This is a genomic window from Balneicella halophila (assembly GCF_003096835.1).
GTDB lineage: Bacteria > Bacteroidota > Bacteroidia > Bacteroidales > Balneicellaceae > Balneicella > Balneicella halophila.
In genome coordinates this window covers 357,911-374,141 of sequence record NZ_QENZ01000003.1, presented here as the reverse complement: position 1 = coordinate 374,141, position 16,231 = coordinate 357,911, and the positions used below count along the sequence as shown (strand labels likewise).

Below are 16,231 nucleotides of genomic sequence, written 5' to 3'. Positions count from 1 at the left end.
TATTATTTTTGAATAACAAACATTAAAAATCAAGATTATGGATAGGCAAGATACCAAACGTCATTTAGAAGAAGTAAAAAATGCTATGTCTGAGGCTGTAGAGCATCTGAAGAACGAATTAGTAAAAATACGTGCTGGCAAAGCTGATCCTTCTATGCTGAAAGGTGTAAAAGTAGATTATTATGGAAATTTAACTCCACTGAATCAAGTGGCTAATATAATTGCTTCTGACGCACATACCATTGCTATTCAACCATGGGATAAAAGCACCATTCCTTTGATTGAAAAGGCCATACTCAATGCAAACTTAGGCTTCAATCCTGATAATAATGGGGAAGTTGTAAGAGTAAATGTTCCTCCATTGACTGAAGAGCGTCGTAAAGAGTTGGTAAAACAAGCTAAAAATGAAGGAGAAAATACTCGTATCAGTATTCGTAACTCACGCAGAGACGCAAATGAGGAATTAAAAAAGATGGAGAAAGATGGATTATCAGAAGATTTACGTCATGATGCTGAAGATGATGTTCAAAAACTAACTGACGATTTCAATAAAAAGATTGATGAGCTGTTAGATCAAAAAGAAAAAGATATTATGAAGATTTAATTCCTTATCTTATACAAAACTATGAAAAACTCAAAAGAGGTTCAAATTTGAACCTCTTTTATTTCTATACAAAAAAACACCTCTCCCAGATTAAGGAAAAGGTGTTATCGTTCATTTTCTCTTTAGAATGCTTACTGAGCTGTATTTGTTGCAGTTCCTTCGTTAATAGGAGTTGCAGGAATCACAGGTGTTTCAACTTTTTCTTGCATTTTATCACCAATATTCTCTATTTCTTGTTCTCCACCTCTAGTAGGCATAAATGCTGTTGAAGCTAAACAAAGTGCAAACAGGATAATTGCAAGGCCCCAAGTAGTTCGCTCTAAGAAATCTCCTGTCTTTTTCACTCCCATTATTTGATTTGACCCGGCAAAAGTAGAAGCCAATCCTCCACCTTTAGAGTTTTGTACCAAAACAATTATCACAAGGAGAATACACACTATAATTATGCACACAGCTAAAAAAGTAAACATATCTTAATTATTCTTTAATTCGTTAATTTCGTCAATTCGACGGGCAAAAGTAGCATTTTTTTCTGAACTCTTCAAATCTAATTTTTCATAAATAGCAATTGCCTTATCATATAGCTTTTGTTTTACGTAGATTTCCGCCAATGTTTGACTCATAAGTTGTTCTGGAGAATAGTCTTTTTCTTTCTCTTTGGTTACTGTAGCCTTTGGCTTTTTTATTGGCTTTTTATCTTTATCAATAAACTGTGAAATAGTAGCTGCCGTTTTCTTGGCCTTAGGATTTTCAATAGCTGATTCTTTTTGGGCACTTTGATCAAGAACATTTAACCAATCGGTAAAGTTATGAGATTCCTTTTGAAGATCAGGTGATGGATTTTTAGATTCCTCAATTTTATAAAAAGAAGGTGCATATTGTAAGGTTTCACGCTCTTTTTTATCTTTTTCTTTGTTTTCTGCCTCTGTAAAACGTCCTTTAGTATCTTTTCGTCCCTCATCAACAACATCCTTTTCAGTCGGCAATATTTCTTCATCCAACACCTCTGTCTGGACATACATTTTATTCAGCATCAATTTGCGATAGTAATATTTAGGATCAGGAATATGAATGCCATTTTGTTGCAAAAGACGTTCATACTTATCAGTTCCATAAGCATTTTGCAGACGCAAAGTTTGTCCCGCTTGAAAAAAAGGATATTCTTCAAGTATTTCATCCAAAAACTCTTTATCCTCTGATGTGATAGAGTATGGATGAGATAAAATATTATAAAAAGAATCCTTATTCATATTTTACCAATTCACTACAGCTTTATTATATATATCCTCAACAATTTGTTCAATAATCTCCTTTACTAAAGATTCTCCAACCGTTGTACGATCTTGTGTTTCAGCCATGTCTCGATAGGCAGAAAATTGCGTATCATAATCAAATTTATCATCAAGACGATTTACGTATTTTACTTTCACGACAATAGTCAGCCGTGTTGCAGCAGCATATTCGTCTCTTGTAATATTAACAGGGCGTAGAAAGTCTTTCACGATTTCACCTTCAAAATGTAAATCCCCATCTCCATCTAAAACTTCTGATAGATTTGTTTCGCTTCGGAACTTATCTTTGAGCTCTTCTGTCAATTCATTACTCAAAATGGGATCTACATAAGCTGCTCTATTCTCAATATAATCGACGGAAAACGTTTTAGCCTCAACAGGTATTGATGCACCGTTACTACTATATTTTATCGTACTAAGCCCGCATGAGCTAAATGCCAATAGACTAGCAACAATGATTATTGCCTTAATTAATTTCATATTCTTTAATCTTTCTGTACAATGTTCTCTCTGAAATTCCTAATTCTTCGGCTGCTTTCTTTCGTTTCCCATTGTGTTTATCTAATGCTTTGATTATGATTTCTTTCTCACGTTCTTGCAAAGATAGAGATTCTTCTATGATTTCAGTGGTTTCCTCTATGTCATCAAAATCATCAGCATAGGAAGTTATGGGATAGGCACGATCATCAGTTGGGCGTGTCAATACCGAATTATCAAACTCTTTAGCATTAATATCGGTATTATTTTCCATTAAATCATAAACTAATTTTTTTAAATCATTCATATCTTTTCTCATATCGAAAAGCACCTTGTAGAGAATTTCCCTTTCATTAGAAAAGTCAGCTGTACTACTGTCTGTTTTTTGCTGAGCTAATGCAGGTAAAAGGGTAGTGTTTTCGGGCAGATATCTCGTAAGAGTCAAGGCATTCACACTTCTGTCTTTTTCTATAATAGAAATTTGTTCCGTGATATTTTTGAGTTGTCTCACATTGCCTTGCCAACGGTATTTCTTTAACAAAAGAATAGCATCCTCTGTGAGACGAATAGGTGGCATCTGATATTTATCGGCAAAATCTACAGCAAATCTTCTAAAAAGAATAGGAATATCTTCAGGTCTATCTCTAAGTGCAGGCACCTCAATAGGTACGGTATTTAAACGATAATAGAGGTCTTCACGAAACTTTCCATGCTTCACGGCATCCTCAAGTTGCACATTGGTGGCTGCCACAATACGAACATCAGTCTTTTCTACCTGTGAGCTACCCACCTTTATATATTCTCCTGATTCTAATACTCTTAAAAGTCGGGCTTGAGTGGCTAATGGAAGCTCTGCTATTTCATCTAAAAAGATAGTTCCTTTATCAGCATGCTGAAAATAGCCTTTACGATCTGATAATGCTCCTGTAAACGAGCCCTTGATGTGTCCAAACAGTTCGGAATCTATTGTTCCTTCAGGAATCGCACCGCAATTTACAGCTATATACGGGTTATGCTTTCTGCTACTGTATTGATGCACTATTTGAGGGAAAAACTCTTTACCCACACCACTTTCGCCAGTAACCAATACAGACAAGTCAGTAGGAGCTACCTGCACTGCAATATTTATAGCTCTTTCTAGACTTTCTGAATTGCCAATAATACCAAATCGCTGTTTTATACTTTGTATGTTGTGTTTCATAAATATTTCCTGTCAGTATATACTGACAAAATTACATAATTTGATTGGAATTAGGGAATTATCAGAAAGTTTAGTTTATATTTGTAAGGTAATTTTTCACTAAAAATCTTTTTTCTACTATGGAAGTAATGACTTTGATAATGGTAGGTTTGGCAATACTTGTACTGCTCATTATCCTACGATATTTCCCCATTGGGTTATGGTTTCAAGCAATGGTTACAGGAGTGCGAATTAATCTCTTGCAACTATTTTTTATGCGTATTCGTAAAGTGCCTCCACGCACTATTGTTACAGCAATGATAGAAGCTAAAAAGGCGGGAATAGACCTAGACCGTGATGCCCTGGAAGCACATTATCTTGCTGGCGGTCATGTCTCTAGCGTAACGCATGCCTTAGTTTCTGCATCCAAAGCAAATATTGATTTACCCTTTCAAATGGCTACAGCTATAGACTTAGCTGGACGTGACGTATTCGAGGCGGTGCAAATGAGTGTAAATCCTAAAGTGATTGACACACCACCAGTAACTGCAGTAGCTAAAGATGGTATTCAGTTAATTGCTAAAGCTCGTGTTACCGTTCGTGCCAATATTGAAAGATTGGTCGGAGGAGCGGGTGAGGATACCGTTCTTGCGCGTGTTGGTGAAGGAATTGTATCTTCTATAGGTTCTGCAAATTCACACAAAGAAGTGCTAGAGAATCCTGATAATATATCTAGAACTGTTTTAACCAAAGGGCTTGACCAAGGTACCGCTTTTGAAATTCTTTCTATTGATATTGCCGATATTGATATAGGTAAAAATATAGGTGCTGAATTGCAAACTGACCAAGCTGAAGCTGACTTGAAAGTTGCACAAGCAAAAGCTGAAGAAAGACGAGCGTTTGCTGTAGCTCACGAACAAGAGATGCGTGCTAAGACTCAAGATATGAAAGCAAAACTGATAGAAGCTGAGGCTGAGGTGCCACAGGCTATGGCAGAGGCATTCCGAACTGGAAATTTAGGCATTATGGATTATTATAAAATGAAAAATGTAGATGCCGACACCAAGATGCGCGATTCTATTTCTCGCTCTACTGACGATAAAGACAAAAAATAATATACGATAGAAGTATTAAAAGAGACTAGGTCATTCTCTGTGTGAGAGTGACCTTTTTCTTTGAATCAATTATCTTTGCAAGATGGCAGAGCATAATACTTTAGGAAAAGTTGGGGAAATAAAAGCAAAAGAATATTTGGAGTCAAAGGGCTACATTATTTTTCATACCAACTGGAGATACAAACACAAAGAAATAGATTTAGTTGCACTAAAAAATGATATCCTTGTGTTTGTAGAGGTAAAGACTCGCTCTTTCGGAGGTATGCAAAATGCTCGTGAATGTATCACTAAAAGCAAGATGCGTTTTCTTATTGAAGCTGCCGATGCTTATGTTACGATGTTTAACAGACCGGAAGAAGTTCGCTTTGATCTGTTAGCACTCACAAAGTCTCCATCAACTATCGAAATTGAGCATATTGAAAATGCTTTTAACGCTTTGGATATTTAATTCTTATGGCTGGTATCTATCTTCATATTCCTTTTTGCAGGAAAGTCTGCGGTTATTGTGATTTTTTCAAAAATGCTTCCTTAAAACACAAAGAACCACTTTTGAAAGCAATGAAAAAAGAGATTTTTCTACGGAAGAATTATCTTAACGAACCTATTGAAACCATTTATTTTGGAGGAGGTACACCTAGTATTTTAAAAATTGCAGAGGTAGAAAATCTATTACAAACTATTTATGATAATTTTGAAATTTCAAAAAACATTGAGCTTACTTTCGAAGCCAACCCTGATGATTTATCGAAGGAATATCTGCAAGGATTAAAAAACATAGGAGTAAACCGGCTAAGTATCGGCATCCAATCTTTTGATGATAAAGTTCTGGAATTTATGAATCGAAGACACACAGCGGAGGAAGCTATACGTTGCGTGAAAAATGCTAAGCAAGCTGGCTTCGATAATCTTTCTCTAGACATTATATACGGTATTCCAAATAGTGATGTTGAGTATTTAAAAGAAAATTTAAGGCAACTATGTGAATTACAACCCACGCACATATCTGCTTATCATTTAACTATAGAGCAAGGGACACCGTTTGGGCATCTAAAGAAGAAAGGAAAACTACACGAAATAGCTGATGAAAACAGTGAAAAACAGTATTTATTTTTGGTTGAATATTTACAAAAACAATGTTACGAACAATATGAAATATCAAACTTTTGTAAAAGCGGGAAAATATCACAGCACAACACCAATTACTGGATGCAAAAACCCTATCTGGGAATAGGTCCTTCTGCACATTCATATAATAAAGAAATGCGCCAATGGAATATCTCTAATTTAAAAAAATACATCACTGGTATTGAAAAAGAGGATCTTCCTGCTGAATCTGAAGAATTATCTGTTAAGGATAAATTCAATGATTATATAATGGTTCGGTTGCGCACAAAATGGGGAATTGATTTAGAGTATGTACAAAAAACTTTCGGAAATTTTTATCTTGAAAATGTAAAGAAAGTGCTAAAAGAAAACAAGGAAGATTTCGTGCTCAAAAACACTACACTATTATTAAAACCAGAGAGGTTCTTACGTTCTGATTATCTTATTGCTAAGTTTTTTGTAATTTAGCACACAGGAATAAATATTTCATAAACATAAAGAACTATGTTCAAGCATAAAGCGGTTGTTATTGTAGCATTATTTGCAGCTATTATTGCAGTAGTATTTGCACTGCTCTTTCATTGGATGCATTTTACGAATAATATCAATCTCTATTTATCTTTAGTTGTATTATTTGCTCTCACTTTTGGTGTCATTGTTTATCTTTTGAATAGAAATATTTACAGTCGTTTAGATACTTTGTACAAACTGATGTATGCCTCAGGAGATAAAAAGCTATCTGATAAGAATGTGAATATCGGCAGAGTAGAAAAAGAAGTGATAAAATGGAGTCAAGAGAAAGAACCCATTATAAGACAACTTAAGGCTCAAGAAAAATTTCGTCGAGAATTTATTGGTGATGTAGCTCATGAACTGAAAACTCCTATTTTTAATATTCAAGGCTATATATTTACTTTAATCGATGGGGGATTGTACGATGAAACTATCAATAAGAAATACCTTCGCAAAGCTCAAAAAAATATCAACCGTATGATTCATATGGTGCAAGATTTGGATTTGATTACCAAAATTGAATCAGGCACACTTGTTTTGACAAAGAAGCGCTTTCTTTTATCGCTGGTAATCGAAGAAGCTATTGACGAGGTTGAAATGAGAGCCTTAGAAAAAGATATAAAAATACGCTACCAGAAGCCAAAGGAAGATATTTGGGTAATAGCTGAAAAAAATCATATTTTGAGAGTGCTTATTAATCTTATTTCCAATTCTTTAAAGTATGGAAAAAAAGGGGGTAAAACAGAAATTTCAATCAAACACAAAAAGGCATCTAACAAATATTGGATTAAGGTGGAGGATAACGGTATCGGCATAAAAAAAGAGGATATGCCACGAATTTTTGAAAGATTTTATAGAGTAGATAAAAGCAGATCTCGCAACGAAGGTGGCTCTGGACTCGGATTAGCCATAGTGAAGCATATCTTAGAGGCACATAATGAAACAATATCAGTAAAAAGTACCTTTGGAGAAGGAACTAGTTTTCAGTTTTCCTTAGAAAAAGCACTTAAATAATTATGGAAAAACGTATTTTAATAGTTGATGATGAAAAGGATATTCTTGAATTTCTCAGCTACAATCTAAAGAAAGAAGGCTACAAGGTGGTAACTGCACAAAATGGCGTAAAGGCAATCAAAGAAGCAAGGAAATTCAAACCGCATATCATAGTATTAGATGTGATGATGCCGATAATGGATGGCTACGAAACATGCAGACAACTACGCCAATATGTAGAATTGAAAGAAAGTATCATCATCTTTTTAACAGCAAAATCAGAGGAATATTCCGAAATTGAGGGCTTTGAATCCGGAGCTGATGATTACATTACCAAACCCATAAAACCCAAAAGTTTTATTAGTCGAATAAATGCTTTTATGCGTCGCATCGATTTGGGTAAAGATTCTGAGGTAATTACCACGAAGGACATGATAATTGATAGAGAAAAGTATCATGTCAAAAAGGATGGGCAAACAATCATTCTTCCCCGAAAAGAATTTGAAATTCTTAGTTTGCTAGCCTCAACTCCTCAGCAGGTCTTTAGTCGTTCAGATATATTTAAAAATGTGTGGGACAACAATATTGTAGTAGGAGACCGAACGATTGATGTGCATATCAGAAAATTGCGAGAAAAAATAGGAGAAGACTACATAAAAACTGTTAAAGGAGTCGGATATAAGTTTGAAGAATAGATAATTCCTATACTTTTGCAAAAACAATGAATATTACTTCAATGACTAAATTACTTAGTACTCATCATACCAAATTTATTCTTATAGGAATTTTTCTTCTTACTGGTTCCTTCACATGGGGGCAATCGCGAGAAGGTGATGGTGGAACTTCAGGAGGACATATAAGTCGTGAGGAATATCGAAAACTGCAAGATAGTCTTAAAGCAAACAAAATAGAGCCACTTGTAAAATTATGGCAACTCGAAGCCGATGGAGCTTATAAAGTTCGACATTATAGAGATACCACTGATATGGACCGGCAAATACTTTATCCTAATTTTAAGAAAAGTATTGCTAATACATTTACAGGAAATGCTGGGGCTGCCAATCAAAGTGCACTTTTCATACACAGAGAACCTGTTCAGGAGTTTCTTTTTCTTCAACCCTATGAAGTATATATCAGCAGACCTGAAACACATAAGTTTATTGATACACGCACGCCCTATTCAGAATTAAATTATTCTACTGGCGGAAATAACAATCGTGAAGAGAATATTTTAAATGTACTCGTTACACAAAATATCAATAAAGATTGGAATGTAGGATTAGAATACAACCTAATTTCAAGCGACGGTCAATATCAAAATCAAAAGCATAAGGTTTATGATTTTACAGTTTTTTCAAGCTATGAAAAAGGACACTATAAACTGTATGGATATCTCAACCATAACCGTATCAAATTACAAGAAAATGGGGGTATAGCAGATGATAATGTTTTAAAAGCTGATACAACCATAGAAGCGCCCAACATGGAAGTTCGACTTTTTGATACCGGCGCATCTATACATAATTTTAATTATTTTCTAAGTCATCAATATAACATTGGCGAAATGAGGGAGAGAGTACTGTTTGGAGATACTACACAAGTGTATCCAATAAAAATTGTTCATACGCTCCACCTTGATAAAAGCTCTAGGAAATACTACGATCAAGAAAACACAGATGACTACTATCAAAATTTTATCTATGCTTTTAATACGCCTATAGAAGAAAAAACGACCTTCCAAAACTTAAAGAATAGTGCCCAAGTTGTACTTAATGAAGGCTATTTTAACTGGTTCAAATATGGGTTGCGAGCTGAGGTTTCTTATGAAAAAATTAAATATGAGTTGCCAGCATTGAAACCTGTATTCCCAAATAACTGGGATCTAGGAATGAAAGAAATAAAACAAGATAATCTTTCCTTAGAAGTTGGAGCATTTTATAGCTCCACAGAGAAAACAAACTGGGCAGCTCATTGGCGAACTTATTTTTCAGGTTACAGAAGTGGCGACACTGAAGCAAAAGCACATTATACTCATTATCTTGGTAATGATTCCCTTAGAAATCATAAGTTGCAAGTGGATTTTAAAATGACGAACCAAACGCCTTCATTGTTGTGGAATCAGTATTTTTCAAATCATATTTACTGGAAGAAAGATTTAAATAAGGAAACTCAAATAAAATTGGGAGGCTATTATCACAACAAAGCGTGGAAGCTTGAGGCTGGGGGATATTGGCAAGCGTTGAAAAACTATACTTTTTTTGGGGAAAATGCCTTACCGCAACAAAGCTCAGATGAAATTGTCGTTTTTACTGCCTATGCTAAAAAAAACTTTCATTGGTGGAAAATGCATTTTGAACCCACCGTATATTGGCAACAATCCAGCAATGAAGATCTACTGCCATTGCCTATGATTTCTGCCTATGCCAATACATACTTTGAAAGTGATTTATTCCAGAAAGCTATTCGATTGCGCGTAGGAATTGATGCTAGATTCTATACCAAGTGGTATGCGCCTGATTATATGCCGGCTACTGGACAGTTTTTTCTACAAAAAGAAAAAGAGTTAGGAGGATATCCTAAACTCGATGCCTATTTCGTTGCCCAATTTAAACGAGCAACATTTTTTATGAAATATGAACATATCAACAATTTAATTTCTGATAATGAATATTTCTCAGCTCTACATTATCCAATTACTCCTCATATCCTAAAATATGGAGTCAGATGGTACTTCTATGACTAAAAATACATTCCTACACATCTTTCTTATATTTCTAATTATCAATTTATTAGGATGTAAGCAAGAAACAAAACAAAACGCACAGCAAGAGCAGGTTGATATTTTTCAAAATATTATCAAAAATAATGAGCTTAAGGTTATTATCATTAACAACTCCGTAGATTATTTTACCTACAAAGGTACTCCGATGGGCTTTCATTATGAATTAATAAAAGAGTATACAAAGGATTTTGGTGTCAGCTTAACGTTAATTGTTGCTCCTGATTATGAAAATGCTTTAGAGCTCTTAGAAAGTGGGGAAGGACACATGTTAGCTTCAAATGTTAACATTACCGGCTCGCGGAAAAAGAGAATGTTATTTTCTGAGCCTTTTATGCGCTCTAATCCTGTATTAGTACAAAATAAGGAAAGTAATAAACAGTATATTGAAGATTGGTTAGACACGGACACAATAAAAATTACAATTCCTAAAGAGTCTGCCAGTGAAAGAATCATACAGAATATTGAAGAAAATCTTGGTTTGTGTATAAACACCGAATTTTATGCCAATGTGGATCAAGAGCAACTGATTGATATGGTGGCTGAGGATAGTATAGCATCTACATTAGCAGACAAATTGGTTGCTAAGGTGGCAAAAACATATTATCCTCAATTGGATATCAGTATCAATGCCGGCTTGCCTCACAATATGGCGTGGGCTATTAATAAAAATGGTGTCGAACTACAACGTAATATCAATGACTGGATCAATGTCTTCAGAAAATCCAAGAAATACAGAACATTATACACCAAATATTTTAGAAATAAGAAAAGCATCGTTCGAAATAAAGAAGGAAAATTAGCTTCAACTAAAGCGCTGTCTCGCTATGATAAATACATCAAAAAAGAAGCAAAAATTTTAAATTGGGATTGGAGACTATTAGCAGCTCTTATCTATACAGAATCACGTTTTGATCATTCACAAGTTTCTTGGGCAGGTGCTTTTGGACTGATGCAAATGATGCCGATAACTGCTAAAAATTTCGGTGCATCAAGACATTCCTCTCCTCAAGAACAATTAACTGCAGGAAGGAAATATCTCCAATATCTGGAAGAAAAATTTGCACAAGATATGATAGAGAGAAAAGACTTAAAACTTTTTGTACTGGCTTCGTACAATTCTGGCTCAGGACATATTTTAGATGCCAGAGAATTGGCCAAAAAAGAAGGTAAAGACAAAGACTCTTGGAGTGAGGTCGCACCTTATGTTACGTTATTAAACAAACCTAAATATTATAATGATAAAGTTGTAAAACACGGATACTTTAGAGGCAAAGAAACTATAAACCACGTAAACAGAGTAATAAGCATCTATCAAGATTATAAAAATCTATTTCCTAAAGAGTAATTCCCGAAATTCACTTAGAATCATTGCTGTTGCTCCCCATACTTTATGTTCTCCTACAGCAAAAAATGGACGCCTGTACTCTTTACCACTTTTCTCCCAAATATCTTCAGTCACACTTTTTTCACTCAATAAGTGTCTTAAAGGTATTTCCAAAATCTCATCCACTTCATCATCATTCGCAACAAAATGCAGGGTTTCTGTTGCATAAGCAATAAACGGATGTACCATAAAATTACTTATAGGAATATAAAGTGGTGTTAACTTGCCTAATAAAGTAATGAAGTTATGAGAAATGCCTAACTCTTCATAAGTTTCTCGAATAGCTGTGTGATAATAGGAAGTATCCGATTGTTCTGTTTTTCCTCCTGGAAGCCCAATTTGTCCACTGTGAGTTCGTAGTTTACTGCTTCGCTTCATCAAAACAAAATGAGGAATCTCATTCTTATTATAGAGCAATAGCAACACACCACTTTGAGTTAACAGATTTTTATCAGATTTATATTCATTACGAAAAGAGGGTGCCATCAACTCTTGCGCTTTTGGTCCAGGCAAAGGTGTCGCTAAGCTTTCTTTTAATAACGAAATGACATTATCCAAGTTATCTAATAATTGCACAGTAAAAGCTTTTTAAAGACGTGCAAACAATATACAAAAATTGTACTGAAAATTAGAAATGAAAATCCTAATGCTGAAAATTTATTCTTCCTTTAGATTATATGACAAAAGTCTTAGTGCATTTAATATCACAAATACAGTAGTACCTTCATGTAAAACGATAGTCGCTCCGATACCAGTTATATCAAACAAAGCCATAGGAATAAGCACGGCTATACTTCCTAAACTAATGTAAAGATTTTGTTTTATAATTTTTTCTGCACTTCTGCTTAATCCTACAGCAAAAGGTATTTTGCTTATTTTATCAGATAACAGAGCTATATCAGCAGTTTCTAAGGCTACATCAGATCCGGCTGCTCCCATAGCCACAGAAACTGTACTTGTTGCCATAGCGGGTGCATCATTTACGCCATCACCTATCATAGCGGATTTTCCATATCTTTTGTTCAAATCTTCTATCGCTTTTACTTTGTCTTCGGGATATAACCCTCCAAAAACTTCTGAGATATTTAATTCTTTACCAACAGTATTAGCTACTGCTTGTTGGTCTCCGGTAAGCATAACTATCTTTTTGATACCAAGTTTTCTTAGTCGTTTAATCATTTTCTTAGCCGTATGTTTGGGTTTATCTTGCAAAGCAATCACACCTAAAAACTGTGAATCACTTCCCATACCTACCAAAGTATAACCTTTCTCTTCAAATACATTTATCTTTTTTTGTATCTCCAACGGCACTTTCGCAATTAAATAAGAAATTCTACCTATTTGTATTCTCTTATCATTTACAATAGCTTCTATGCCACTACCATTAACTACTTCAACATCATTTTTGTCAATTTCAATAGGTCCGGTAAATTGTTCCGAATAACTAATGATGGATTGTGCTAAGGGATGGCTTGAAAAAGATTCTATACTCATAGCCAGAGCAAAGAAATCTTCTTTTGTGATAGTATTTAAAACAAAATCTACAACTTGAGGTTTCCCTTCAGTAAGTGTTCCCGTTTTATCAAAAGCTATGGCTTTTACGCTTCCTAAATCCTCGAGTGCAGCGCCACCTTTGAAAACCACTCCCTTTTTAGCACCTCTTGCAATACCGCTCAATATAGTACCTGGTGTCGATATGGCCAAAGCACATGGACTAGAAGCTACCAATACTGTGAGAGCTCTATACAAACTATCTTCAAGTGTCTCAATTCCAGTGAGGAAAACGAAACCAAGAATTATAACCAGCAGAAGTACAGCAGGAACATAATATTTTTCTATTTTCTTAGTTAAATGCTGAGTGGGAGATTGTTTAGCTTTTGCCTCACTCACCATTTCAATCATTCTGGAAACAGTAGATTGTGAAGCTAAACGCATAACTTTAATTTCCAAAGGACTCTCACCATTAATAGTTCCTGCGAAAACCCTATGTTCGGCGGGAATATCATTAAATGAAATTTTACTTTCTCCTTTCATTTCAGATTTATCAACGGGCATACTCTCGCCGGTAATCGATGCTTGATTCACACTACTCTCTCCAGCTATCACTACACCATCAGCGGCAATTTGCTCGTGTGCTTTTACTAGCACAGTATCACCTACAACAAGTTCAGAAGTAGGTACTTCAACAAATTCATTACCTTTTCTTACTAGTGCCACATCTGGCATTAATTTTCCTAACTCACTAATCGCTTTTTCCGCTTTACCTAAAGCATAATGTTCTAACGCATGTCCTAAGCTAAATAAAAAGAGAAGTAATGCACCTTCAGCCCATTTATCTAAATATGCAGCCCCAAATGCGGCTACAACCATTAACAAATCAATCTCGAACCTAGCTTTTAATAGTTTTAAGAAAGCTTCTTGGATAGCAAAAAAGCTTCCAAAGAAAAATGAAATGAGATAGATAATAACGAGATAATCGTCTATCTTCGATGTAAATGATAAAGCATATCCCAGAATTAAAAAAATACCTGATAGAATCGCAAAATACAATTCTGTATTCTTTCCAAAAATATTAAATTGAGGATGATTGTGTATATGATTATGTTCACTTTTATTACACATAAGTAGCTATATTTTATGTTACTAAGTGCAAAATTAAGTAATACTCTATGCAATACTATTGCAAAGTGAACAATTATCCTCTTTGTCTCACGACTTCATAGAGCAATACAGTAGCTGCAGCTGCTACATTTAGGGAACTAATTTTACCTTTTAATGGAATGGCTACTTCTTCTGTTGCAAATCGTAGTATTTCTTCATCAATACCAGTATCCTCAGAACCCATTACTATAACAGTTGGAAAGTTATAATCTACCTCTGTATATAATTGTTCTGCTTTTTCAGTTGCTGCCACGACTTTAAAACCTGACTTTAAAAGATTTTTTACGGTCTTCTTCATATTCAGCTCTCTGCAAACAGGCAGTGTATATAGTGCACCAGCAGAAGTTTTAATAGCATCAGCGGAAACCTTTGCTGCATTTCGGATTGGAATAATAATAGCATCTGCACCTGCACATTCTGCACTACGTGCAATTGCGCCAAAATTTCGAACATCGGTAATTCTATCTAACAATAGAATTAAAGGATTCGCTTTTTCTTCTAATAATTGGGGTAACAATTCCTTTAAATCATGGTATCTAACCGGTGCTATAGACGCAACAACGCCTTGGTGGTTTTTAGCACCTAAGGAAACCAATTTTTGGACTGGCACATATTGGTACTTCAATTCTAAATTTTTAATAGTACCCATCAGTTTACTAGCTAACTCTCCATTCAATCCTTCTTTTACAAAAATGGTATTAATTTCCTGCTCAGCTTCTATCGCTTCCAATACGGACCTAATACCGTAGATATAATCATCTTTTTGTTTTGATTCCATGATTTTGTTTTCTATTGTTGATAGCAAAAGTAGGTCGAATTTATTGATTTCCAAAAGAAACACTTATATTTGAATAAGTACAAATGAATTATGGAAAAGAAAATTCAATTAGATTATCAAGAATATTCTTCAGAAAACGAACTTTCTGAAACGTATAAAAAGCTTGTTTTAGCATCTAAAAAAGCTACAGAAAATGCTTATGCTGATTATTCCAATTTTAAAGTAGGAGCTGCTGTTCTTTTAGATAATGATAAAGTAATAACTGGAAATAATCAAGAAAATGCAGCCTTTCCTTCTGGTCTATGTGCAGAACGTGTAGCAATGTTTTATGCCAATGCCAATTATCCGGAAAACAGTGTAGAAGCCATTGCTATAGTCGCCAAAAGTACTAACGGATTTTTACCTTATCCAGCAGCACCATGCGGTGCCTGTCGGCAAGTGCTTTTAGAAACAGAAGACAGATACAATAAACCCATCACAGTTATTTTATACGGATCTAAAAAGATTATCGTAATACCTAATGTGAAATTCTTACTTCCTTTCTTCTTTGATAAGTCTGCGATGGATTAACCGACGATTTGTTGTAAATCTTGCCAAATATTCTCTTTAGGGACTGGAGCAACAATTTCTATAGGCTCTTTTTTAACAGGATGTATAAATCTAAGCACACGTGCATGTAATCCGATACCTCCTCCTTCAATAGAACGTTTAGCACCATACTTTAAGTCACCGCGTATGGGGTTTCCAATAGCTGCCAATTGACATCTTATCTGATGATGACGACCTGTATGTAATTTTACCTCCAATAAAAAATATTTTTGTGAGTGTGCTAATAACCTATATTCCAAAGTACTCAATTTAGCACCATCTTTAGCCGTTGCACAAACGTATGACTTATTTTGATTCGGATTTTTACGAAGATAATTTTGTAGTACTTCTTCATCTTCACGTGGGGTGTTTTCTACAATAGCCCAATATATCTTTTGAATCTCTTTATCCTTGGCTTGAAACATTTTATTCAACCGTGTTAAAGCCTTACTGGTACGTGCAAAAACAACAACTCCACTCACAGGACGATCTATACGATGAGGTATTCCTAAATAAACATCACCGGGTTTCTTATATTTTTTCTTGATATATGCCTTAACTTTTTCTGACAACGGCTCATCACCTGTCTTATCACCTTGTACAAGTACACCCGCCGGTTTATTAACAGCTATGATATGGTTGTCTTCGTATAATACGTCTAAACTTTTCATTGTTTTACACATTAGATATTTAATGCAAAGATACTGCTTTATAATCTATAGTAACTAAAGAACCCTACTCAGTGTCCTGAATAGGGTTC

At 34.8% G+C, this 16,231-nt stretch carries 17 protein-coding genes; 9 read left to right on the top strand and 8 right to left on the bottom strand.

Translation table 11 applies throughout. The features are described from left to right. Positions 1-37: 37 nt before the first annotated feature. On the top strand, positions 38-604 hold the full coding sequence (gene frr, locus C7377_RS01745) for a ribosome recycling factor (RefSeq protein ID WP_116495621.1): 567 nt from the start codon (positions 38-40) through the stop codon (positions 602-604). Positions 605-735: 131 nt separating this feature from the next. Here frr and secG read toward each other — a convergent pair whose 3' ends face one another. Genes secG through C7377_RS01725 form a run of 4 tightly spaced genes read right to left on the bottom strand, consistent with a single transcriptional unit; the run spans position 736 to position 3,574 of the window. Then, entirely contained in the window at positions 736-1,056 is a 321-nt protein-coding gene (secG, locus tag C7377_RS01740) for a preprotein translocase subunit SecG (RefSeq protein ID WP_243408285.1), read from the bottom strand. Positions 1,057-1,077: 21 nt separating this feature from the next. Then, positions 1,078-1,854: a hypothetical protein gene (locus tag C7377_RS01735; protein WP_116495619.1), complete on the bottom strand. Its 777-nt coding sequence runs from the start codon at positions 1,852-1,854 to the stop codon at positions 1,078-1,080. A gap of 3 nt (positions 1,855-1,857) precedes the next feature. Then, the gene (locus C7377_RS01730) at positions 1,858-2,376 is read right to left on the bottom strand and encodes an LptE family protein (RefSeq protein WP_116495618.1); all 519 of its coding nucleotides are present in this window, start codon (positions 2,374-2,376) and stop codon (positions 1,858-1,860) included. Beyond that, positions 2,363-3,574, bottom strand: coding sequence for a sigma-54 interaction domain-containing protein (locus C7377_RS01725; protein WP_116495617.1), 1,212 nt, complete (start codon positions 3,572-3,574; stop codon positions 2,363-2,365). Before C7377_RS01725 ends, C7377_RS01730 begins: the two co-directional genes overlap by 14 nt. Before the next feature lie 128 nt (positions 3,575-3,702). On the opposite strand from C7377_RS01725, the gene floA reads away from it, so the two are divergent. From floA to C7377_RS01690, 7 genes are all read left to right on the top strand, one after another. After that, complete coding sequence (gene floA / locus C7377_RS01720; RefSeq protein WP_394336358.1) at positions 3,703-4,668, top strand: flotillin-like protein FloA; 966 nt, start codon at positions 3,703-3,705, stop codon at positions 4,666-4,668. A gap of 82 nt (positions 4,669-4,750) precedes the next feature. Continuing rightward, a complete protein-coding gene (locus C7377_RS01715; protein WP_116495615.1) occupies positions 4,751-5,116 on the top strand; it encodes a YraN family protein in 366 nt (121 codons plus the stop codon). Positions 5,117-5,121: 5 nt separating this feature from the next. Next, positions 5,122-6,240 carry a radical SAM family heme chaperone HemW gene (gene hemW, locus C7377_RS01710; protein ID WP_116495614.1) on the top strand — a complete coding sequence of 373 codons (1,119 nt, stop codon included), beginning with the start codon at positions 5,122-5,124 and terminating at the stop codon, positions 6,238-6,240. A 36-nt stretch (positions 6,241-6,276) separates the two neighbouring features. Continuing rightward, a complete protein-coding gene (locus C7377_RS01705; RefSeq protein ID WP_116495613.1) occupies positions 6,277-7,299 on the top strand; it encodes a sensor histidine kinase in 1,023 nt (340 codons plus the stop codon). Between the two features lie 2 nt (positions 7,300-7,301). Continuing rightward, positions 7,302-7,973, top strand: coding sequence for a response regulator transcription factor (locus tag C7377_RS01700; protein ID WP_116495612.1), 672 nt, complete (start codon positions 7,302-7,304; stop codon positions 7,971-7,973). A 26-nt stretch (positions 7,974-7,999) separates the two neighbouring features. After that, positions 8,000-10,021 (top strand): putative porin, encoded by a 2,022-nt coding sequence (locus C7377_RS01695; RefSeq protein ID WP_116495611.1) that lies wholly within the window; start codon positions 8,000-8,002, stop codon positions 10,019-10,021. Further along, positions 9,993-11,405: an MltF family protein gene (locus tag C7377_RS01690; protein ID WP_116495610.1), complete on the top strand. Its 1,413-nt coding sequence runs from the start codon at positions 9,993-9,995 to the stop codon at positions 11,403-11,405. The genes C7377_RS01695 and C7377_RS01690 overlap by 29 nt, the downstream gene beginning before the upstream one ends. Here C7377_RS01690 and C7377_RS01685 read toward each other — a convergent pair. The 3 genes from C7377_RS01685 to rlmB form a co-directional block, all read right to left on the bottom strand. Beyond that, a complete protein-coding gene (locus tag C7377_RS01685) occupies positions 11,388-12,020 on the bottom strand; it encodes an NUDIX hydrolase (protein WP_116495609.1) in 633 nt (210 codons plus the stop codon). The genes C7377_RS01690 and C7377_RS01685 overlap by 18 nt on opposite strands. Positions 12,021-12,101: 81 nt before the next feature. Next, positions 12,102-14,066, bottom strand: coding sequence for a heavy metal translocating P-type ATPase (locus tag C7377_RS01680; protein WP_116495608.1), 1,965 nt, complete (start codon positions 14,064-14,066; stop codon positions 12,102-12,104). A gap of 73 nt (positions 14,067-14,139) precedes the next feature. After that, a complete protein-coding gene (gene rlmB / locus C7377_RS01675) occupies positions 14,140-14,883 on the bottom strand; it encodes a 23S rRNA (guanosine(2251)-2'-O)-methyltransferase RlmB (RefSeq protein WP_116495607.1) in 744 nt (247 codons plus the stop codon). A 90-nt stretch (positions 14,884-14,973) separates the two neighbouring features. Here rlmB and C7377_RS01670 point away from each other — a divergent pair, with 90 nt between their 5' ends. Continuing rightward, a complete protein-coding gene (locus C7377_RS01670; RefSeq protein WP_116495606.1) occupies positions 14,974-15,453 on the top strand; it encodes a cytidine deaminase in 480 nt (159 codons plus the stop codon). On the opposite strand, the gene C7377_RS01665 is transcribed toward C7377_RS01670, so the two are convergent. Beyond that, positions 15,450-16,142 carry an RluA family pseudouridine synthase gene (locus C7377_RS01665; protein ID WP_116495605.1) on the bottom strand — a complete coding sequence of 231 codons (693 nt, stop codon included), beginning with the start codon at positions 16,140-16,142 and terminating at the stop codon, positions 15,450-15,452. The two genes, C7377_RS01670 and C7377_RS01665, sit on opposite strands and share 4 nt — an antisense overlap. Positions 16,143-16,231: the final 89 nt, after the last annotated feature.